The following is a 21,560-nucleotide window of genomic DNA, read 5'->3' on the forward strand; positions in this document are numbered from 1 at the left end:
TTCCTTACTGCGTCTGGTGGCAAAAACGAAGAAGCAAGGATTCCCCTCGCTTCTCATTTGTCCTATTTATTATACACTTTTTTAAGCACATCTTTGGCGCTTGTTTCACTAGACTTGATGCCTCTGAATCTTGTCCAAGTGTCACGGTCCGCATCATAGACTTGTCCATTTTTCACCGCTTTGAGATTTTTCCAGAGCGGGTTCGTTTTCCACTCATCTACAATGGTTTTGCCTTCGTTGGCTGAGATGAACAAAATATCAGGATCGATTTTGCTCAATTGCTCAAGGCTGACCTCTTGATAGGCGTTATCTGACTTCACAGCGTGTGTAAAGCCTAGCATTTTAAAGATTTCTCCGTCATAGGATGATGATGTATGAAGCTGGAAGGAATCCGCTCTTGCAACGCCGAGAACGATGTTGCGGTTTTCATCTTTCGGAAGTTCGGCTTTTAGATCGTTGATGACTTTTTTGTGCTCGGCAAGCTTTTCTTTTCCTTCATCTTCTTTATTTAATGCTTTAGCAATGGTCGTAAAGCTGTCGATCGTTTCGTCATATGTCGCTTCACGGCTTTTTAATTCAATCGTCGGGGCGATTTTTTTCAGCTGTTTATAAATGTTTTTATGGCGCTCAGCGTCAGCGATGATTAAATCAGGCTTCAAGGAACTGATGACCTCAAGATTGGGTTCGCTGCGTGTGCCTACAGATGTGTAATCAATGGAGCTGCCGACAAGCTTTTTAATCATATCTTTTTTGTTGTCATCGGCGATGCCCACCGGCGTAATGCCGAGATTGTGAACAGCATCCAAGAATGAAAGCTCAAGTACAACCACCCGCTTAGGTGTGCCGCTTACTGTCGTTTTTCCTTCTTCGTCATGGATCACTCTGGAATCCTTAGACTTGCTTTCGCCGCTTCCGTTGTTATTCTGGCTTGATGAACAGCCGGATACAATGAGGCAGGCGAGCAATAAAACACTCATGATGGCAATCAACTTGTTAGAATAGGTGCGCATGTCATTCTTCCTTTTTTCAGATTTAGTAATGAGAATCATTATCACATGTAACACTATAATAGCATGGCTTATCATGTCAATATTTTTTTAGTAAAGAAAGATGCGTTTTTTACTGCTTTCTCATGAAAGCATCAGCAGACACAAATAAGTGGTATGAAGCGTTACCGTGTCTTCGAGACAAAAACGCATGGGCGTTGGCTTTAGAGGTTTCGAACATATCAGCAGTGACATAAGGAAGGAGAGTGCTGAGATAACCGGACAATTTCTTTTCTATTTCATCTGTTAGTGCAAATTCAATGTCGCCGATATTCATGATAATCGAGAAAACAAAGTCGATATCGATATGAAAATGTTCCTCGGCAAAAACCGCAAGCTCGTGAATTCCTGGTGAACATCCGGCACGCTTATGGAAAATCTGTTTGACTAAATCACTCACAATCCAAGCATTGTATTGCTGTTCTGGTGAAAAGTATTGCATTAGACATACCTCCTGCTCGTACGGATAAAGGCAGCGTTTCATGGTCGTGTGCTCCGTGCAGCGGCTTCTCCTTAATTTTGATTTTTCTGAAAATAGGTCCCGTTCCTATCACTTTACCATGGACGGAAAACAAATAGCTACTACCATTCCTCCTGTTTTTCTCTTTAATGTTCTGGAATCTGTTTCAGGTACAGACGATCGGGTATGAAAGAAATATAGAAAACATGAAGGAGGAATATCGACATGAAACCAGTTGTAAAAGAGTATACAAATGACGAACAGCTCATGAAGGATGTAGAGGAATTGCAGAAAATGGGTGTTGCGAAAGAGGATGTATACGTCTTAGCTCACGACGATGACAGAACGGAACGCCTGGCAGACAACACGAACGCCAACACGATCGGAGCCAAAGAAACAGGTTTCAAGCACGCGGTGGGAAATATCTTCAATAAAAAAGGAGATGAGCTCCGCAATAAAATTCACGAAATCGGTTTTTCTGAAGATGAAGCCGCTCAATTTGAAAAACGCTTAGATGAAGGAAAAGTGCTTCTCTTTGTGACAGATAACGAAAAAGTGAAAGCTTGGGCATAAAGCAAGGAAAAAACCAAAAGGCCAATGTCGGCCTTTTGGTTTTTTTGCGGTCTTTGCGGTGGGATTTTGCAGAATGCCGCAATAGGATAGCGGAACATTTTCGGTTCTGAATGTCCCTCAATTTGCTATTATATTTTTGTGATAAATTGGAATAAAATCTCACAAAATAGAAAATGGGGGTACATAGTGGATGAAAAAAGTGATGTTAGCTACGGCTTTGTTTTTAGGATTGACTCCAGCTGGCGCGAACGCAGCTGATTTAGGCCACCAGACGTTGGGATCCAATGATGGCTGGGGCGCGTACTCGACCGGCACGACAGGCGGATCAAAAGCATCCTCCTCAAATGTGTATACCGTCAGCAACAGAAACCAGCTTGTCTCGGCATTAGGGAAGGAAACGAACACAACGCCAAAAATCATTTATATCAAGGGAACGATTGACATGAACGTGGATGACAATCTGAAGCCGCTTGGCCTAAATGACTATAAAGATCCGGAGTATGATTTGGACAAATATTTGAAAGCCTATGATCCTAGCACATGGGGCAAAAAAGAGCCGTCGGGAACACAAGAAGAAGCGAGAGCACGCTCTCAGAAAAACCAAAAAGCACGGGTCATGGTGGATATCCCTGCAAACACGACGATCGTCGGTTCAGGGACTAACGCTAAAGTCGTGGGAGGAAACTTCCAAATCAAGAGTGATAACGTCATTATTCGCAACATTGAATTCCAGGATGCCTATGACTATTTTCCGCAATGGGATCCGACTGACGGAAGCTCAGGGAACTGGAACTCACAATACGACAACATCACGATAAACGGCGGCACACACATCTGGATTGATCACTGTACATTTAATGACGGTTCGCGTCCGGACAGCACATCACCGAAATATTATGGAAGAAAATATCAGCACCATGACGGCCAAACGGATGCTTCCAACGGTGCTAACTATATCACGATGTCCTACAACTATTATCACGATCATGATAAAAGCTCCATTTTCGGATCAAGTGACAGCAAAACCTCCGATGACGGCAAATTAAAAATTACGCTGCATCATAACCGCTATAAAAATATTGTCCAGCGCGCGCCGAGAGTCCGCTTCGGGCAAGTGCACGTATACAACAACTATTATGAAGGAAGCACAAGCTCTTCAAGTTATCCTTTCAGCTATGCATGGGGAATCGGAAAGTCATCTAAAATCTATGCCCAAAACAATGTCATTGACGTACCGGGACTGTCAGCTGCTAAAACGATCAGCGTATTCAGCGGGGGAACGGCTTTATATGACTCCGGCACGTTGCTGAACGGCACACAGATCAACGCATCGGCTGCAAACGGGCTGAGCTCTTCTGTCGGCTGGACGCCGTCTCTGCATGGATCGATTGATGCTTCTGCTAATGTGAAATCAAATGTTATAAATCAAGCGGGTGCGGGTAAATTAAATTAAGAAAGTGAAAAACACAAAGGGTGCTAACCTTTGTGTTTTTTAATTAATTAAAATGTTTATTAACTTAGTTAAGGAGTAGAATGGAAAAGGGGATCGGAAAACAAGTATATAGGAGGAGACCTATTTATGGCTTCAGAAAAAGACGCAGGAAAACAGTCAGCAGTAAAGCTTGTTCCATTGCTTATTACTGTCGCTGTGGGACTAATCATCTGGTTTATTCCCGCTCCGTCCGGACTTGAACCTAAAGCTTGGCATTTGTTTGCGATTTTTGTCGCAACAATTATCGGCTTTATCTCCAAGCCCTTGCCAATGGGTGCAATTGCAATTTTTGCATTGGCGGTTACTGCACTAACTGGAACACTATCAATTGAGGATACATTAAGCGGATTCGGGAATAAGACCATTTGGCTTATCGTTATCGCATTCTTTATTTCCCGGGGATTTATCAAAACCGGGCTCGGTGCGAGAATTTCGTATGTATTCGTTCAGAAATTCGGGAAAAAAACCCTTGGACTTTCTTATTCACTGCTATTCAGTGATTTAATACTTTCACCTGCTATTCCAAGTAATACGGCGCGTGCAGGAGGCATTATATTTCCTATTATCAGATCATTATCCGAAACATTCGGATCAAGCCCGGCAAATGGAACAGAGAGGAAAATCGGTGCATTCTTATTAAAAACCGGTTTTCAGGGGAATCTGATCACATCTGCTATGTTCCTGACAGCGATGGCGGCGAACCCGCTGATTGCCAAGCTGGCCCATGATGTCGCAGGGGTGGACTTAACATGGACAAGCTGGGCAATTGCCGCGATTGTGCCGGGACTTGTAAGCTTAATCATCACGCCGCTTGTGATTTACAAGCTGTATCCGCCGGAAATCAAAGAAACACCGGATGCGGCGAAAATCGCAACAGAAAAACTGAAAGAAATGGGACCGTTCAAAAAATCAGAGCTTTCCATGGTTATCGTGTTTCTTTTGGTGCTTGTGCTGTGGATTTTTGGCGGCAGCTTCAACATCGACGCAACCACAACCGCATTGATCGGTTTGGCCGTTCTCTTATTATCACAAGTTCTGACTTGGGATGATATCAAGAAAGAACAGGGCGCTTGGGATACGCTCACTTGGTTTGCGGCGCTTGTCATGCTCGCCAACTTCTTGAATGAATTAGGCATGGTGTCTTGGTTCAGTAATGCCATGAAATCATCCGTATCAGGGTTCTCTTGGATTGTGGCATTCATCATTTTAATTGTTGTGTATTATTACTCTCACTATTTCTTTGCAAGTGCGACAGCCCACATCAGTGCGATGTATTCAGCATTTTTGGCTGTCGTCGTGGCAGCGGGCGCACCGCCGCTTTTAGCAGCGCTGAGCCTCGCGTTCATCAGTAACCTGTTCGGGTCAACGACTCACTACGGTTCTGGAGCGGCTCCGGTCTTCTTCGGAGCAGGCTACATCCCGCAAGGCAAATGGTGGTCCATCGGATTTATCCTGTCGATTGTTCATATCATCGTATGGCTTGTGATCGGCGGATTATGGTGGAAAGTACTAGGAATATGGTAGAAAGAAAAAGGCAGACGCGGTCTGCCTTTTTTTTATTTTCACTCCTTCGCAAGAAAACGGATTTTGAAAAATGAGAAAATTTCCTGTGAAAAATGGTATGATCTAGGTAGAAAGGACGGCTGGTGCTGTGGTGAAAAAGCGGTTCCATTTTTCCCTGCAAACAAAAATAATGGGGCTGATTGCGGCTCTGCTGGTCTTTGTCATTGGTGTGCTGACCATTACGTTAGCCGTTCAGCATACACAGGGAGAACGGAGACAGGCAGAGCAGCTGGCGGTTCAAACGGCGAGAACCATTTCCTATATGCCGCCGGTTAAAGAGCTCATTGAGAGAAAAGACGGACATGCGGCTCAGACGCAAGAGGTCATTGAACAAATGAAAGAACAGACTGGCGCGTTTGCCATTTATGTTTTGGACGAAAAAGGAGACATTCGCAGCGCCTCTGGAAAAAGCGGATTAAAGAAACTGGAGCGCAGCAGAGAAATTTTGTTTGGCGGTTCGTATGTTTCTGAAACAAAAGCGGATGGACGAAGAGTGATCAGAGGGAGCGCGCCGATTATAAAAGAACAGAAGGGATACAGCCAAGTGATCGGCAGCGTATCTGTTGATTTTCTGCAAACGGAGACAGAGCAAAGCATCAAAAAGCATTTGAGAAATTTGAGTGTGATTGCTGTGCTTGTACTGCTGCTCGGATTTATTGGCGCCGCCGTGCTGGCGAAAAGCATCAGAAAGGATACGCTTGGGCTTGAACCGCATGAGATCGCGGCTCTATATCGTGAGAGGAACGCAATGCTTTTCGCGATTCGAGAAGGGATTATTGCCACCAATCGTGAAGGCGTCGTCACCATGATGAACGTATCGGCGGCCGAGATGCTGAAGCTGCCCGAGCCTGTGACCCATCTTCCTATAGATGACGTCATGCCGGGAGCAGGGCTGATGTCTGTGCTTGAAAAAGGAGAAATGCTGCCGAACCAGGAAGTAAGCGTCAACGATCAAGTGTTTATTATCAATACGAAAGTGATGAATCAAGGCGGGCAGGCATATGGGATTGTCGTCAGCTTCAGGGAGAAAACAGAGCTGAAGAAGCTGATCGACACATTGACAGAGGTTCGCAAATATTCAGAGGATCTCAGGGCGCAGACTCATGAATTTTCAAATAAGCTTTATGCGATTTTAGGGCTGCTTGAACTTGGGGAATATGATGAAGCCATTGATCTGATTAAAGAGGAATACGCGATACAAAATGAACAGCATGATCTTTTATTCCATAACATTCATTCGCAGCAGGTGCAGGCCATTTTGTTAGGGAAAATAAGCAAGGCATCGGAAAAGAAGGTCAAGCTGGTGATTGATGAGAACAGCTCACTCGCGCCTCTTCCTGCGCATATCGGCTTGTCCCATCTTATTACGATTATTGGCAATTTAATTGATAACGCTTTCGAAGCTGTAGCGGAGCAAAGCGTGAAGGAAGTTTTGTTTTTTATCACGGATATGGGCCATGACATTGTCATTGAAGTATCAGACACAGGGCCCGGTGTGCCGCCAGAGAAAATAGAAGCTGTGTTTGAGAGAGGCTATTCTTCAAAGGGGATGAAGAGAGGCTACGGTCTGGCCAATGTGAAAGACTCAGTGCGTGAACTGGGCGGCTGGATCGAACTGGCGAATCAAAAAACTGGCGGGGCGGTATTCACTGTGTTTATACCGAAGGAGAAACAAAGGGGGAATCCATTTGATTCACATCGCGATTGCGGAGGATGATTTTCGAGTTGCGCAAATCCATGAGAGATTGATTAAACAGCTTGATGGATTCAAGATTATCGGCAAGGCGGCTAACGCAAAAGAGACATTGGCGCTTTTGAAGGAACACAAGGCTGATTTGCTTCTGCTGGATATTTATATGCCGGACGAGCTTGGGACCGCGTTGATTCCTGATATACGAAGCCAATTTCCTGAAGTGGACATTATGATTATCACAGCGGCAACAGAAACCCGGCATTTGCAGGAAGCGCTAAGAGCAGGAATTGCCCACTATTTGATCAAACCTGTAACGGCTGACAAGTTCAGGCAGGTGCTGCTTCAGTATAAAGAAAAAAGGAAGCTGCTCATGTCTCAGCCGGAGGTCAGCCAATCCATGATCGACCATATTTTTGGGAACAGTGTGAAGACAGCTTTGCCGGCAGAGGATTTGCCGACTGGCATTAATTCGATTACACTGCGAAAAATTAAGGAAGCGCTTCAGACTGCGTCAGAAGGATTGACAGCGGAGGAACTTGGGGAAAAAATGGGGGCGTCACGAACAACTGCCCGCCGTTATGCCGAGTATCTTGTGTCAAAGGAAGAAGCAAGAGCCGAGCTTGAATACGGGATTATCGGCAGGCCGGAGAGAAAATATTATTTGGCGGCGGATTAGATATGAAAAAATCTATAATCCTATTGATTATTCTATTGATCTTTATGCAGGGTGATATCAGGCAGGCAGCTGCGCCGCGCCTGCCTGACGGGCCAATAGAAATTGTCGTCCCTGCCGAACCTTCTGGCGGCTGGGATGTCACAGCGCAGGCGATCCAATCAGTTTTGAGGCAGAAGCAGATCGTGAAGGATGATGTTCATATCGTCTATAAATCCGGCGGCGGGGGAGAGAAAGGCTGGAAATATGTCAACAAAAGCAGCAAACAAACCATCAGCATGACGTCCAGCCTAATATTGAGCAATGATCTTCTCGGGCAAAGCAAATTAAAAATGTCCGATTTTACGCCGCTCGCCATTCTCTCCAAGGAATGGCAGACGGTTGCATTGCCAAAAGGATCAGCGTTAACAAATGGCAAGGATGTGCTGAATGAGATCAACATGCATCCCGGCAAGGTGAGAATCGGCTTTGCCCCGGGGTTTGGCAATGATGATCAGCTCTCGTTCGTCAGAGCGGCAGATATGTACGGCATTGACCCGTTTGACATTCAATTCTCACAGTATGACAGCAGTGAACAGCTCATTCAGGCGCTGATCAGACATGAGATAGAAGCGGCTTCCATGACACTTTCTGAAGCGAAACCATATGAACGAAACGGCGATATCACGTTAGCCGCTGTAACGTCTGATAAAAGACTTCCCGGTTTTCCAAATGTACCGACGTGGAAGGAGCAGGGAATCCCGTTTGTTTTTTCTCATTGGAGAGGGATTTTGGGCCCGAAAAATATGTCTGAGGAAGAGATTTCTTACTGGGATCAAGCGCTAAAGAAGGTCACCTCTTCACCTGAATGGAAGCGGAAAATAAACAAACAGGACTGGGAAAGCTTTTATTTAAACAGCAGGGAAACGAAACGGTTTTTAGAAGAGCAATCTGCTTTTTATCAAAGCATCATGACAGGAAATTAAGATCCCGGCATCCCGGGATTTTTTTCATGCCGAAAATTGATCAAAAAGAACAAAACGGTTTTAAAAAATTAAAAATACAAAAAAACCAAATTATTTACTTGCGGTTGGTTTTCCCATACGATGGCAAAAAGGCAAGACAAAAAGGGGAGTAAGGGAGAAAAAAATGTAAGCGGATTCATTTAAGGGGGAATGGATGTGTTAGCAATCTTAGGCTTTCTCATGATGCTTGTGTTTATGACATTGATCATGACAAAACGGCTTTCTGTTTTAACAGCATTAGTTTTGACGCCGATTGTGTTTGCGCTTATCGCCGGATTTGGATTTACTGAAGTTGGGGACATGATGATTTCGGGGATTCAGCAAGTCGCGCCGACTGCGGTCATGATTATGTTTGCGATCTTATATTTTGGAATTATGATTGATACAGGCCTGTTTGATCCAATGGTTGGCAAAATTTTAAGCATGGTCAAAGGAGACCCTTTAAAAATTGTTGTCGGGACAGCGGTCCTTACAATGCTCGTCGCCTTGGACGGAGATGGCTCGACAACGTACATGATTACGACAAGCGCCATGCTTCCGCTCTATTTGCTGCTAGGCATCCGGCCAATTATCTTGGCAGGAATCGCGGGAGTCGGCATGGGAATCATGAACACGATTCCATGGGGAGGTGCGACGCCGAGGGCGGCGAGTGCGCTGGGGGTTGATCCAGCTGAGCTTACAGGGCCGATGATTCCTGTCATTGCAAGCGGGATGCTTTGTATGGTGGCAGTTGCGTATGTGCTTGGAAAAGCGGAACGAAAGCGCCTTGGTGTGATTGAACTGAAACAGCCAGCCAATGCCAATGAACCGGCTGCTGCGGTTGAAGATGAGTGGAAGCGGCCGAAGCTTTGGTGGTTCAATTTATTGTTAACGCTTTCTTTAATAGGATGTTTAGTATCGGGTAAAGTCAGTTTAACCGTACTGTTTGTCATTGCGTTTTGTATTGCGCTGATTGTGAATTATCCCAATCTCGAGCATCAGAGACAGCGCATCGCGGCGCATTCCAGCAACGTGCTGGCTATCGGTTCAATGATTTTTGCTGCGGGGGTGTTCACGGGGATTTTGACAGGCACGAAAATGGTTGATGAAATGGCGATCTCGCTCGTGTCCATGATACCGGAACAAATGGGCGGATTGATCCCGGCGATTGTTGCCTTAACAAGCGGCATTTTCACATTTTTGATGCCGAATGACGCGTATTTCTACGGGGTGCTGCCGATTTTATCAGAAACAGCTGTCGCATACGGTGTGGATAAAGTGGAAATTGCCAGAGCCTCTATTATCGGCCAGCCGATTCATATGCTGAGTCCGCTTGTGCCATCCACTCATTTGCTTGTCGGACTCGTCGGAGTTTCTATTGATGACCATCAAAAATTCGCATTGAAATGGGCGGTTCTCGCAGTGATCGTCATGACGGCTATCGCTCTATTGATCGGTGCGATCTCTATTTCCGTATGATAATTCAGGCGTAATGACACACACTAACGGCATATAACATTCCGGAGGTGTCATTATGAGTGATCCTTATATGCCGCTGACTTCAGTCAGAAGCGGAACGGGGTTCGAAGCGGCAAAAGGGGTGCACGGCCTGACTGTGCAAATTGCGAATGTCTATTTTATTCAGCTGCCTTCTGAACCTCACTCATTTGTTTTAATTGATGCCGGCATGCCTCAATCAGCCGGCATGATTGTCAATGAAGCCAAACAAAGATTTGGTGAAGGGTTTCAGCTGAAGGCGATTATCCTCACACACGGGCACTTTGACCATATTGGGGCAATCGAAGAGATCCTTGAGCATTGGGATGTACCTGTTTATGTCCATTCTCGGGAAATGCCCTATGTAACAGGTAAAGAGGATTATCCTCCGGCTCGTCCTGACAGCAAGAGCGGGCTGGTCGCCAAGCTGTCGCCGCTGTTTCCGCGGCATTCCATCGATATTTCCTCACATGTCCAGGCACTGCCGGAAGACGGTTCAGTTCCTTTTCTTGACGAGTGGATATGGATAGCGACACCAGGACACACGCCGGGCCATATTTCGTTATTCCGCGATGACGGACGCGTGCTTGTAGCAGGTGATGCTGTTATTACAGTGGAACAGGAGAAAATGGCTGACGTCTTGATACAAAAACAGGAGCTTCACGGTCCGCCGGCTTATTTCACGCCTGACACAGAGACGGCCGCGGAGTCCATTCTAAAGCTGGCCGGTCTTGAACCGGAAGCGTTATTGACAGGGCACGGCATACCGATGACCGGCAAAAACTTTCGAAGTGACTTAACTGAATTGGCAAGTCGATTATCGTCTATTTGACACCCGCATTACGCGGGTGTTTTTTATTGTTTTCCAGGAAGTTGCAGAAAAATCATTTGTCTTGCCGCTTAAAAACGATACAATGAAAAGCATGAAGTGATGTGAAGGGGAGAGTTTGTTGGAAGAAAAAGAAATACTCTGGAACGAAGCGAAAGCGTTTATTGCCGCATGCTATCAGGAATTAGGAAAGGAGGAGGAAGTGAAAGACCGTCTCGAGGACATTAAAAGTGAAATTGACCTGACCGGAAGCTATGTACATACGAAGGAAGAGCTGGAGCACGGAGCGAAAATGGCTTGGAGAAACAGCAACCGCTGCATCGGCAGATTGTTCTGGAATTCGCTGAATGTTATCGACAGACGAGACGTCCGGACGAAGGAGGAAGTGCGTGACGCCCTCTTTCACCATATTGAAACCGCCACCAATAACGGGAAAATCAGACCGACCATTACGATTTTCCCTCCGGAAGAGAAGGGTGAAAAGCAAGTCGAGATCTGGAATCATCAGCTGATCCGGTACGCTGGATATGAGTCAGACGGAGAAAGAATCGGCGACCCGGCTTCCTGTTCCCTGACAGCAGCCTGCGAAGAGCTCGGCTGGCGGGGAGAGCGAACGGATTTTGACCTGCTGCCGCTCATTTTTCGCATGAAAGGGGACGAACAGCCTGTCTGGTATGAGCTGCCGCGTTCACTTGTGATCGAGGTTCCAATCACACATCCCGACATCGAGGCGTTTTCTGATTTGGAGCTGAAGTGGTACGGCGTGCCTATTATTTCTGATATGAAGCTTGAGGTCGGGGGCATTCATTATAATGCCGCGCCATTTAACGGCTGGTATATGGGCACGGAGATCGGAGCGAGAAACCTCGCAGATGAAAAGCGGTACGACAAGCTGAAAAAAGTAGCGTCCGTGATCGGCATCGCCGCTGATTACAATACGGATTTATGGAAGGATCAAGCGCTAGTTGAATTGAATAAAGCAGTGCTGCACTCGTATAAAAAGCAGGGTGTCAGCATCGTTGACCATCATACAGCGGCAAGCCAGTTTAAACGGTTTGAAGAACAGGAGGAAGAAGCGGGCAGAAAGCTGACGGGGGACTGGACGTGGCTGATTCCGCCAATTTCACCCGCTGCCACTCATATCTTCCACCGATCCTATGATAACTCAATCGTTAAGCCGAATTACTTTTATCAAGATAAGCCTTATGAGTAAACAATAGAAAATCGATGATGGCCTTCAAGGCTGCGGGATTCAGTCACAGAGATGTCGGTAACCTTTGAGAAAGGGCTTCCGTTCTTTACAGCCTCAACAAACGATTGCAGGGCGTTTTCCGGACCCTCTGCCAAAATCTCGACACGCCCGTCATCACGGTTTTTGACCCAGCCGGCCAGTTTTCGCTTATCAGCTTCCATTTGAACAAAATAGCGAAAGCCCACACCTTGAACCCGGCCGTTTACAATGATTCGGTATTGAAGCATGTAAAAACCACCTTTTCTTTTTTATGATAATCAATCATTTTACAACCTGTAAAGGGGATGTGTTTGTATGAAACCAGAGCGCTATTCAGTTCTTTCTCTTAATCTGGGAAAACCGCAGACGCTTGAATATGACGGAAAGAAAATCGAAACCGGCATCATGAAGCGGCCGGCTGAATCAGCCGTCATGCTGTATCGGGAGAATTTTGAAGGAGACGGACAGGCGGACCTCGTCAACCACGGCGGACCTGATAAGGCTGTCTGTGTCTACCCGGCGGAGCATTATCCGTTTTGGGAAGAGTTCCTCTCAAGACCGCTGTCAAATGCCGCATTTGGAGAAAATCTGACGGTCGCGGGCCTGACTGAGGAGAATGTTTGCATCGGGGATGTGTTCAGGCTTGATGAAGCTGTTGTTCAGGTCAGCCAGCCGCGCCAGCCGTGTGTAAAGCTGGCGAAAAAGTTTGGTGTAAAAGAAATGGTGCTGAAGGTCCAGCAAACCGGCTATACAGGGTTCTATTTTCGCGTGCTGGAGGAGGGCAGGGTGTCTCCCGGCGCGAACCTTGAATTGCTGTCCAGAGGAGAGAAGGGCATATCCGTCCAGTTCGCCAACCGCATCAACTACCATGATGCAAAAAATCTCACCGCCATTGAACTGATTTTAAGTGAGGCTGCACTATCGGAAAGCTGGAGAGCGTCCTTTATGAAAAAAAAGGACAGGCTGCTGCCGGTTGAATAGAAAAAAGCCGCGCATATCAACGTGCGCGGCTTTGCCATATTTAAGATTGTTTTTTCTTTGATTCAAGCAGGTTGGCAAGAAAATAGGTTTTATAGCTTTGAAGCTTTCTTCCTTCATGGTGCGTGATCCCCTGCTTTTTTAGTTCTGCCACATACCAGCCTTTACTGCCGTAATGCATGTCAGAAAACTCCTTTCCCTATCTGATTTCGAAACGATTGGCATTGTAACATCTATAAAAAGATGCTGAAAAGAGATGCGGGGAAAACTGAGCCTTTCGCACTAGATGTACGAATGTTCTTCTGAATGTATATGCGGAGCAAAAGCCGAATATGATTTAATGGCCGGTTAGTTTGATCATGACAACGCCAAATGTCATAATGGCGAAAACAATGCCGATATATGTGAGCATCCCGTTTTTTTTCTTAACGCCGTAAACGGTCATAATGATGCCTTCAATGAAAAAAATGATGCCGAAAATAATAAACCACATGCAGATAAAGGCTCCTTTCACAGACATAATAGTAGTGTAGCATATCTGAAAGAGCCGGGCTGTGACAATATCAAGAAAGCCGGGCGCATATCGCCCGGCTCATGTTTTATTGTTTATCAACCAATTTGACCAGAAGCTGTGCCAAATGTTCTTTCTCATCTTCGTCCGCAACGCTCCAAAGCTCTTGCAGCAGCATTTCTTCACCGTTTTGCGGCTCTTCATGCTTTGCGAGGTAGTCTCCCAGGATCGCAGCGCTTTTCACAAGCTTGCCGTCATCCAATCCCAGCTTTTTGCCTCGGTTGACTTGTTTTTTCAGGTAGCCTTTAAATTCCTCAAAGTCTTTTAAAATGTCTTCTTTTATTGTGCCATGCATCGCGTTCATTTCGTTTTCAATTTGGATTTTTTCTTGATCTCTGTGCATTGCAAGACCTCCTCGTGCAGAATAATGATGTTTTACCTGCTATTGGAGGAGGTTAAACCTGCCGGAAGCCCGGAATGTGTTTTACAGTTTCGTCAGGATAATCGGTTCATCTTTTGTGATGACGATCGTGTGTTCAACTTGGGCAACCATGCTTTTATCCGGCGTCTTGAACGTCCAGCCGTCTCCAGCTTCAACAATCGTTTCTGCTTTCGTTGAAATAAACGGTTCAAGCGCGATGACTGTGCCATTTTTGAACAGTGCGTTATCAAACGGATCATAATAGTTCATGATGTGATTCGGCGCTTCATGCAGGCTTCGTCCGATTCCGTGGCCGGTCAGGGTTTTGATGACGGTAAAGCCTTGAGAGCGTGCTTCATGATAAACGGCTCTTCCGATCTGGTTTTGGCGCTTGCCCGCTTTTGCCTGCTGAAGCCCCTTTTGAAAAGCGTTTTCCGCGCATTGGCAAAGCTTATGAAGGCGTTCTTCTCCTTCACCGAGCACAAATGAGATGCCTGTGTCGGAATAGAACCCGCCAAATTCAGCGGAGATGTCGATGTTGACAAGATCCCCTGCTTTTAAAATTTTGGATGTGCTTGGTATGCCGTGAGCCACTTCATCATTTACGCTGATGCATGTCACACCTGGAAAATCATATTCCTTCTCAGGTGCTGAAACGGCGCCGTGCTCATCAAGCACAGCTTTTCCGATAAGGTCAAGGTCTTTTGTGCTCATGCCGGGCTCTGCCTTCCGCTTCATTTCTTCACGCGCAAGCGCGACGATTCTTCCGATTTTTTTCAGGCCTTCTAATTCTTGATCGTTTGTTACAATCATCTGTCATTCCCGCTTTCTTTTTAAATAATCTAGATTAAGCTTACCACAACTGTCTTAAAAATAGGAAACACACGGACCTGGGAAAAAAGAAATACCCCCGGGAAAATTGGTATAGATCACTAGATATCTTATATGGTATATTTGAAAAAAAAGGGTATGAGGGGGATGGGTATGCTTTCATTTTTACAAAAACTCGGGAAGTCATTTATGCTCCCGATTGCAGTTCTGCCTGCGGTTGGAATTATCCTTGCGCTTGGCAGAGAGGATGTATTTAATATCCCGTTTGTCTATCAGGCGGGGACGGCGGTTTTTGATCATCTGCCGCTTATTTTTGCGATCGGTATTGCCATCGGCATTTCAAAAGACAGCAATGGGGCCGCGGGTTTATCAGGGGCGATATCGTATCTGATGCTTGACGCGGCAACAAAGACAATTGATAAAACAAATAACATGGCGGTGTTTGGGGGAATTATTGCCGGTTTAATTGCCGGTTACACCTATAACCGCTTCAAGGATACCAAGCTGCCTGAATATCTCGGATTCTTCAGTGGCAGACGGCTTGTGCCGATTATAACAGCCATTATTACGATCATTTTAGCGGGCATATTCGGAGTCGTCTGGCCGCCGATTCAATCGTGTATCAACTCGTTTGGAGAGTGGATGCTCGGGCTCGGCGGCATCGGGGCAGGCATATTCGGCCTATTCAACAGGCTGTTAATTCCGCTTGGCCTTCACCATGTGCTGAACAATATTTTCTGGTTCCAATTCGGAGAATATAACGGAGTGACAGGGGATTTGGCGCGCTTTTTCGCGAAAGATCCGACAGCGGGCACATATATGACCGGATTCTTCCCAATCATGATGTTCGGTCTTCCGGCGGCGTGTCTGGCTATGGTTGTGACTGCGAAGCCGTCTAAACGGAAAGCGACGGCTGGGATGATGATTGGGTTTGCTTTAACGGCGTTTATCACAGGGATTACGGAGCCGATTGAGTTTGCATTTATGTTTTTATCTCCGCTTTTATACGCTGTTCACGCGGTCTTAACCGGGTTATCTTTATTTATCGTCAACTGGCTCGGCATCCGCTCAGGCTTCTCTTTTTCAGCCGGAGCTATCGATTATGTGCTCAGCTATGGAATCGCGGAAAAACCGCTGCTTCTGCTTTTGGTAGGTATATGCTATGCGGCAGTATACTTTATCGTGTTTTATGTACTGATTAAGGCTTTGAATTTAAAAACGCCTGGACGGGAAGACGATGATGTGGATGAAGTGCTGGATGAAAATACTGTTCAGGATGTAAATGAAAACATCATGCTGAAAGGGCTCGGCGGAAAAGAAAACCTTCAAACCATTGATCATTGCGCCACAAGGCTGCGACTGACTGTGAAGGATACCGCTTTGGTGGATGAAGCGCTGCTAAAGAAAGCAGGCGCAAAAGGGGTTGTCAAATCAGGGGGGCAATCGGTTCAAGTCATTATTGGCCCGAATGTGGAATTTGCGGCGGAAGAATTGAGAGCTGCTGTCAAATAAAAAAAGCGGAGAGGGCAACCTCTCCGCTTTTTCTTATTTATCTTCGTTATCCTTTGACGTTTCGGAAGAATCTTCGTCATGTTTTGTGTAATCATAATCGGAAGGATTCACCTTCTTAAAACCTTTCGGCTCGTAGAACCGCAGCAGGTCTCCGTTTATGATTTTATCGGACATTTCAAGTTCCTTCTTGACGAGCGAGTCTTCTGACTTGTCGACTTCAGATTCATCGAGTTCTTTTCCGGTTTTCGTGTCGTAATACTTACCGGATATTTTCGTGTACTTCGGTGAAATAAAGTCTCCGTTTCGGAACGGAATCACTTCACGGTGTTCTTTCGATAAAATATCAGAACCGGACATCAGATAGTCCTTCGTATCCACTCCGAGCAGATGCAGAATGGTAGGAGCCACATCAACGTCTCCGGCATATTTATGAACTTTCTCGCCCTTCACGCCGGCAGCGTGGATAAAGAGCGGCACCCGTTGAAGCTGGGCATTGTCGTAATCAGTGATTTCATCTTTGTCAAGCACTTTCGCCATCGCTTTATTGTGGTTTTCAGAGATGCCGTAGTGGTCTCCGTACATCACAATAATCGATTTATCATATAACCCGTCTTTTTTCAGATCATTGAAGAATTGTTCAATGGACTGATCAAGGTAATGGGCTGACTGGAAGTAGTTATCGACGACAGAGTCACCAAAGTCTCCAGCCGGGAAGTCTGTATCCCCCTCATCCATTCCGAATGGGAAGTGGTTAGACAGGGTAATGAACTTCGTATAGAACGGCTGCGGCAGGCTTTCCAGCAGCGGCATTGATTCTTTGAAGAACGGTTTGTCTTTCATGCCGTAGTTTTTCGTGTTTTCTTCGTTCATGTCATAGTAAGCAGAATCAAAGAATTTATCAATGCCTTCCGCCTTGTACATTTCGTTACGGTTCCAGAACGTCTGCGTGTTCCCGTGGAAAGTAGCAGATGTGTAATTCTTAGACTTCAGAATCGCCGGAACGGATTGCAGCGTGTTTTGCGCTTTGTTTACGAAAACTGAACCTTGAGCCAGCGGGTACAGAGAGTTTTCCATCATAAATTCAGCATCAGATGTTTTACCTTGTCCCGTTTGGTGGAAAAAGTTATCAAAGTAGAACGTTTCGTTATCATGTGCCAGTTTATTTAAGAACGGTGTCACTTCTTTGCCGTCAATTTTATAGTCGATGATAAATGACTGCAAAGATTCAAGTGAAACGTAAATGACGTTTTTTCCTTCCGCTTTGCCGAAATACACGTTATTCGGCACATCGTAATTGGCTTTCATGTAGTTTTCCACTTCCGTCACGTCGCTGGAATCGGCAAGCGCGCGCTGGCTGTTGGACTTGATATTCTGTACAGCGTCATAAATCGTGAAATTGTATGTTCCCAAGTATTTCACAAGATAGTTCCGGTCGAATGATCTTGTCAGCAATTCAGGACGGTCTGATTCCGCAACTGCCAGGTTGATCAAGAACACAAGAATTGAAGACGCAAAAATAATTCGGAACGATTTTTTGCTTGACGTTTCGGCAGGCTTGTTTACTTTGATCGCCAAGATGATCAGGATGATCGTATCGATAAAGTAAAAGGCGTCAGTCGGTCTCATCAGCGAAAATGCGCTGTCTCCGAGTTGGCCGCCGTTTGTTTTAGCCTGCATAATGACCGGAATTGTAATAAAATCATTGAAAAATCTGTAGTACACAATGTTGGCGTACAGTAAAAAAGACATTAAAAAATGAATCACTATAATGGCTGTCTGCTGTAATTTTTTCTTGAACAAGAGTCCAAAGCCAAGAAAGAACAAGCTTGAGCTAAGAGGATTCACAAAAAGCAATATTTTTTGTATCGTGTTGTCTATTCCTAAGTTGAAGTTCAGGACATAACCGACATACGTTTTGATCCATAACAGGACGACCGCGATTAAGAAGAAGGCCAGTCCTCTTTCTTTTATAAATGTTTTCATTGTTACACTCCTTTTTTCCGATCCAGTTCGAGCGAAACGATAGAAAAAACGAACGTATCCAATATAACACGAATCAGCAGATTAGAAAAGTGAAAATCGTATGATGGAGAAAGTGGCGAAAAACGCCGTCGAATCAACGTTTCGCTTTGATATTACCAAATGTAAAACAAGGTATCTTTCTAGAAATAAAGGAATAAAATGGTACATTGAGAATTGTATGATAAAATATAAGGTATAGATAAAAAGAGGTGAAATGATGGATTTTTCCCATATTGTGTCTGAAGATAAAATTAAGCGCGCCATCAAAGACGGGGACTTTCAAAACCTCCCGGGAATGGGGAAGCCGCTGCCGAAGGATGACGCGGCACACTTGCCGGAATCGCTGCGCATGGGCTATCGTATTTTGAAAAACGCGGGAATGGCAGAGGACGAGGGCGCGCTCAAAAAAGAGCTTATGACCATCGACCATTTAATCGAAAAGTGCTATGACGAAAAAGAACGCGAGCAATTAATCAGAAAAAAATCTGAAAAGCAATTGCTGCTTGATAAGCTTGTCGACAAAAAAGGCATGTTTTCAAAGCCAGCATCCGCTTTTTATAAGAATAAAGTATATGATCGGCTTGGACGAAACAGACCTTCTTCCAGCTGATTTGTCTTGTCTGCAGGATGGCGATTGATAAAAGCCATCCTTTTTATGTTCCAAGTTCTATGTCAAAAGGTTTATGTTTTTCCATCTATGGGAAATGATTCATAAACGAAAAAAGGGTGATGGGATGGAACGACTATTAGTATGGATAGAGCATATATCTGATTGGCTGTGGGGTCCGCCGCTAATCATCCTGCTGACGGGGACGGGCTTGTATTTCACTATTTTGCTGAAAGGTTTTCAATTTCGCTATCCTTTATACATTTTCAAACAGACAATCGGCAGTGTAGGAAAAAAGCCGAAGGGAGAGGGCACAGTCACACCGCTTCAGGCATTGACCTCAGCCCTCAGTTCAACGATCGGTGCAGCGAACATTGTCGGTGTGCCCGCCGCTATTATGTTTGGAGGACCAGGAGCGGTTTTTTGGATGTGGCTTATTGCCTTATTTGCCATGGCGATTAAGTTTTCTGAAAGTGTTCTTGCTGTTCATTACAGAGAAAAAAATGAGCAGGGTGAATACGTCGGGGGACCGATGTATTACATAACAAAAGGGCTGCGCATGAAATGGCTCGGCGTATTCTTCTCTGTTGCGCTGATTGTGGAGCTGATTCCCAGCATTATGGTTCAGGGAAATTCGGTTTCAGTCTCGCTTGCCGAGACGTTTTCTTTCAATAAAATATACGCAGGAATCGGAATTGCATTTTTGATTGGGTTAGTGGTGATAGGAGGGGTAAAGCGGATCGGAAAAGTAACAGAGTTTGTCGTGCCTCTTATGGCAGGGGCATACGCAGGTGCCGGTCTCCTGATTGTTCTCATGAATCTATCATCAGTGCCGGCGTTTTTCTCTCTCGTTTTTTCAAATGCGTTTACCTCTTCTTCAGCAGTTGGAGGGTTCGCAGGTGCTGCGTTGGCGGAAACCGTTCGCTGGGGATTTGCCCGCGGGCTGTATTCTAATGAAGCCGGAATGGGAACAGCCCCGATTGCACATGCGGCAGCAATGACTGATCATCCTGTGCGGCAAGGGTTTTGGTCTGTGATCGGCATTGTCATTGACACCTTGATCATCTGCACGACCACCGCTTTTGTCGTTCTTGCATCTGGTGTCTGGACAGGGAAGAACGCCTCAATTGACCCGGCAGCACTGACGACGGCTGCATTTCAGCATTATTTCGGTTCTGGCGGAGGGTACTTCGTTTCGGTTTCCCTAGTCTTCTTTGTCGTATCAACCATTATGGTTGTCATTTTTTACGGCGTAAAGCAAGCTGAATTTCTGTTCGGGCGGCTGGCAGGACACGTGATTAAATTCGTATATTTAGCGGCTATTATCATAGGTGCCGCAGGCGGAGCAAAAGCCATTTGGGGCTTTTTGGACTTAGCATTGGCTTTTATTCTCGTTCCAAATGTGATTGCGCTGTTGTTATTGAGCAGAAAGGTAAAAGCGCTGTACACCGAATTCTTTACATCTGAACAGTACTACCTGAAAGATATAAGAAAAACAAAACAGAATCCTGTTTATCAAACAAAAGAAGCTAAAAATTCCTAGTGCTTTGCTTTGGCGCTGAACAACGCTTTGCTTTTTATGATCAAATAAATGAGTAAAGGCAGCAAAAGAGAAATCACTACATTAATGATTGGTTTGATTCTGTTAAAGTCGATTAGCTGATTTGTATTTAAAAAGAACCAAAAGCCGCATACGACTGAGAACATGCCGGTTGGTGTATACATGGCTTTCGGGTCGATTTTTGAGTGTAAAAACGAAAGGCCGTATACCACGATATATAGGGAACCTGCTATCTTCACCATAATGACTGGAATCCAAAAAGCCGCGATGATCAGGTCTGAGCGATCCAGAAAATCCGTAATGCGGATCTGCCTGATGACCATATAAGCAGGATCAAAGAAAGTAGATGTCAGGTTGGGACCAAAGACAGAAATTGAAGAAAATAACATCACGGCCAGCAATAAAGCGCCCAGCAGTATCGCGAAAATGGTGTATTTTAGCGGGACGCTCCGGTTTGAGAAGAGAAGCGGAAGGATAATCAATTCCCCCATTGTCCCAAACGCGTAATAGCCTGATTGAAGGTATGGGATTAGACCTTCAAAAACAGGTGTCAAGTTTTGAAGCTCAATTTGTGTGGCCAGCGTAAATGGAAGGAACAAGACCAGGATGCCGAATGGAAATAGGAATATCTGCGCCATTCTGGTCAATGTTTCTTTTCCCTCTCTGGCAATACAGATCGCCACAAAGATAATAACACCGCCAAGAACAGCCATTGGTGTTCTCGGGAGAAATAAAATGTTAATCAAATTGATGAAAAAACGGATGTCATGAGCATTGATTAACAGGAAATACAAAGAAAACAGTAAAATGATAATCCGGCCTGCGATTGGTGAGGAATCGCTCAGCAGCTCATAGATATTTTTATCCTGATGCTTTTTCATCAGCCTATGCATGAGCCAGAGTGCCGGAATCACGATGACAACGCCGAGGATGTAGCTGTGCCAGGCATTTTGTTTTGCTGATTCGATCATGAGAATCGGAGCATGCTTTAATCCGACTGCTAACGTATACAGAGCTCCGAAAAATAATCCTTGGTATGCAGAGGTCTTGTCCATAAAGCACATCCTTTCTGTCATG

Annotated in this window: 24 protein-coding genes; 15 read left to right on the top strand and 9 right to left on the bottom strand. The window is 45.3% G+C overall.

The genetic code is table 11. The features are described 5' to 3' along the window. Positions 1-62: 62 nt before the first annotated feature. Positions 63-1,010, bottom strand: coding sequence for a Fe(3+)-citrate ABC transporter substrate-binding protein YfmC (yfmC, locus tag MKX71_RS04160; protein WP_042978069.1), 948 nt, complete (start codon positions 1,008-1,010; stop codon positions 63-65). Between the two features lie 109 nt (positions 1,011-1,119). Next, positions 1,120-1,488, bottom strand: a complete 369-nt coding sequence (locus MKX71_RS04165) for a YfmB family protein (RefSeq protein ID WP_339231767.1) — start codon at positions 1,486-1,488, stop codon at positions 1,120-1,122. A 243-nt stretch (positions 1,489-1,731) separates the two neighbouring features. Here MKX71_RS04165 and MKX71_RS04170 point away from each other — a divergent pair, with 243 nt between their 5' ends. From MKX71_RS04170 to nosA, 10 genes are all read left to right on the top strand, one after another. Further along, positions 1,732-2,079: a general stress protein gene (locus MKX71_RS04170; RefSeq protein WP_003233729.1), complete on the top strand. Its 348-nt coding sequence runs from the start codon at positions 1,732-1,734 to the stop codon at positions 2,077-2,079. A gap of 190 nt (positions 2,080-2,269) precedes the next feature. Continuing rightward, positions 2,270-3,532 (top strand): pectate lyase, encoded by a 1,263-nt coding sequence (locus MKX71_RS04175; RefSeq protein WP_003244025.1) that lies wholly within the window; start codon positions 2,270-2,272, stop codon positions 3,530-3,532. 126 nt (positions 3,533-3,658) lie between these two features. Further along, the gene (locus MKX71_RS04180) at positions 3,659-5,095 is read left to right on the top strand and encodes an anion permease (RefSeq protein WP_003233725.1); all 1,437 of its coding nucleotides are present in this window, start codon (positions 3,659-3,661) and stop codon (positions 5,093-5,095) included. Positions 5,096-5,222: 127 nt separating this feature from the next. Then, complete coding sequence (yflR, locus tag MKX71_RS04185; protein WP_029317498.1) at positions 5,223-6,851, top strand: two-component sensor histidine kinase CitS; 1,629 nt, start codon at positions 5,223-5,225, stop codon at positions 6,849-6,851. Continuing rightward, positions 6,823-7,503 carry a two-component response regulator CitT gene (citT, locus tag MKX71_RS04190; protein ID WP_015252569.1) on the top strand — a complete coding sequence of 227 codons (681 nt, stop codon included), beginning with the start codon at positions 6,823-6,825 and terminating at the stop codon, positions 7,501-7,503. The genes yflR and citT overlap by 29 nt, the downstream gene beginning before the upstream one ends. 2 nt (positions 7,504-7,505) lie before the next feature. Continuing rightward, entirely contained in the window at positions 7,506-8,465 is a 960-nt protein-coding gene (locus MKX71_RS04195) for a tripartite tricarboxylate transporter substrate binding protein (protein WP_029317497.1), read from the top strand. Positions 8,466-8,491: 26 nt separating this feature from the next. Beyond that, the gene (locus MKX71_RS04200; protein ID WP_003233716.1) at positions 8,492-8,617 is read left to right on the top strand and encodes a hypothetical protein; all 126 of its coding nucleotides are present in this window, start codon (positions 8,492-8,494) and stop codon (positions 8,615-8,617) included. Positions 8,618-8,660: 43 nt separating this feature from the next. Next, positions 8,661-9,962 carry a citrate transporter CitM gene (citM, locus tag MKX71_RS04205; protein WP_029317496.1) on the top strand — a complete coding sequence of 434 codons (1,302 nt, stop codon included), beginning with the start codon at positions 8,661-8,663 and terminating at the stop codon, positions 9,960-9,962. Between the two features lie 55 nt (positions 9,963-10,017). Further along, positions 10,018-10,812, top strand: a complete 795-nt coding sequence (locus MKX71_RS04210) for an MBL fold metallo-hydrolase (RefSeq protein ID WP_029317495.1) — start codon at positions 10,018-10,020, stop codon at positions 10,810-10,812. 118 nt (positions 10,813-10,930) lie between these two features. Beyond that, on the top strand, positions 10,931-12,022 hold the full coding sequence (gene nosA / locus MKX71_RS04215; RefSeq protein WP_003233711.1) for a nitric oxide synthase: 1,092 nt from the start codon (positions 10,931-10,933) through the stop codon (positions 12,020-12,022). Here the strand turns inward: nosA and MKX71_RS04220 are convergent. Then, positions 12,013-12,288 (bottom strand): acylphosphatase, encoded by a 276-nt coding sequence (locus MKX71_RS04220; protein ID WP_003233709.1) that lies wholly within the window; start codon positions 12,286-12,288, stop codon positions 12,013-12,015. The two genes, nosA and MKX71_RS04220, sit on opposite strands and share 10 nt — an antisense overlap. A 67-nt stretch (positions 12,289-12,355) precedes the next feature. Here MKX71_RS04220 and MKX71_RS04225 point away from each other — a divergent pair, with 67 nt between their 5' ends. Then, on the top strand, positions 12,356-13,021 hold the full coding sequence (locus MKX71_RS04225; protein WP_014479155.1) for an MOSC domain-containing protein: 666 nt from the start codon (positions 12,356-12,358) through the stop codon (positions 13,019-13,021). Between the two features lie 40 nt (positions 13,022-13,061). Here the strand turns inward: MKX71_RS04225 and MKX71_RS04230 are convergent, their stop codons facing one another. The 4 genes from MKX71_RS04230 to map all read right to left on the bottom strand — a co-directional run bounded on the left by MKX71_RS04230 (position 13,062) and on the right by map (position 14,763). Beyond that, on the bottom strand, positions 13,062-13,199 hold the full coding sequence (locus MKX71_RS04230) for a YflJ family protein (RefSeq protein WP_003233704.1): 138 nt from the start codon (positions 13,197-13,199) through the stop codon (positions 13,062-13,064). Positions 13,200-13,355: 156 nt separating this feature from the next. Beyond that, positions 13,356-13,511 (bottom strand): hypothetical protein, encoded by a 156-nt coding sequence (locus MKX71_RS04235; protein ID WP_003244572.1) that lies wholly within the window; start codon positions 13,509-13,511, stop codon positions 13,356-13,358. 106 nt (positions 13,512-13,617) lie between these two features. Next, positions 13,618-13,932, bottom strand: coding sequence for a DUF3243 domain-containing protein (locus MKX71_RS04240; RefSeq protein WP_029317494.1), 315 nt, complete (start codon positions 13,930-13,932; stop codon positions 13,618-13,620). A gap of 81 nt (positions 13,933-14,013) precedes the next feature. Next, positions 14,014-14,763 carry a type I methionyl aminopeptidase gene (gene map, locus MKX71_RS04245; protein ID WP_003233698.1) on the bottom strand — a complete coding sequence of 250 codons (750 nt, stop codon included), beginning with the start codon at positions 14,761-14,763 and terminating at the stop codon, positions 14,014-14,016. A gap of 171 nt (positions 14,764-14,934) precedes the next feature. Here map and nagE point away from each other — a divergent pair, with 171 nt between their 5' ends. After that, positions 14,935-16,293: an N-acetylglucosamine-specific PTS transporter subunit IIBC gene (gene nagE / locus MKX71_RS04250; RefSeq protein WP_014479158.1), complete on the top strand. Its 1,359-nt coding sequence runs from the start codon at positions 14,935-14,937 to the stop codon at positions 16,291-16,293. Between the two features lie 33 nt (positions 16,294-16,326). Here nagE and ltaS read toward each other — a convergent pair whose 3' ends face one another. After that, on the bottom strand, positions 16,327-18,276 hold the full coding sequence (ltaS, locus tag MKX71_RS04255; RefSeq protein ID WP_144483492.1) for a lipoteichoic acid synthase: 1,950 nt from the start codon (positions 18,274-18,276) through the stop codon (positions 16,327-16,329). 100 nt (positions 18,277-18,376) lie between these two features. On the opposite strand from ltaS, the gene MKX71_RS04260 reads away from it, so the two are divergent. From MKX71_RS04260 to MKX71_RS04270, 3 genes are all read left to right on the top strand, one after another. After that, complete coding sequence (locus MKX71_RS04260) at positions 18,377-18,514, top strand: hypothetical protein (RefSeq protein WP_072557053.1); 138 nt, start codon at positions 18,377-18,379, stop codon at positions 18,512-18,514. Positions 18,515-18,532: 18 nt separating this feature from the next. Next, positions 18,533-18,925 carry a DUF1992 domain-containing protein gene (locus MKX71_RS04265; RefSeq protein ID WP_003233692.1) on the top strand — a complete coding sequence of 131 codons (393 nt, stop codon included), beginning with the start codon at positions 18,533-18,535 and terminating at the stop codon, positions 18,923-18,925. 124 nt (positions 18,926-19,049) lie between these two features. Further along, positions 19,050-20,465, top strand: coding sequence for a sodium:alanine symporter family protein (locus MKX71_RS04270; protein WP_015252561.1), 1,416 nt, complete (start codon positions 19,050-19,052; stop codon positions 20,463-20,465). Here MKX71_RS04270 and MKX71_RS04275 read toward each other — a convergent pair. Next, positions 20,462-21,538: an endospore germination permease gene (locus MKX71_RS04275; protein ID WP_029726872.1), complete on the bottom strand. Its 1,077-nt coding sequence runs from the start codon at positions 21,536-21,538 to the stop codon at positions 20,462-20,464. The genes MKX71_RS04270 and MKX71_RS04275 overlap by 4 nt on opposite strands. Between the last annotated feature and the right edge of the window lie 22 nt (positions 21,539-21,560).

Origin of the sequence: Bacillus sp. FSL M8-0071 (genome assembly GCF_037975455.1) — a bacterium.
In the GTDB taxonomy this organism is placed as follows: domain Bacteria; phylum Bacillota; class Bacilli; order Bacillales; family Bacillaceae; genus Bacillus; species Bacillus subtilis.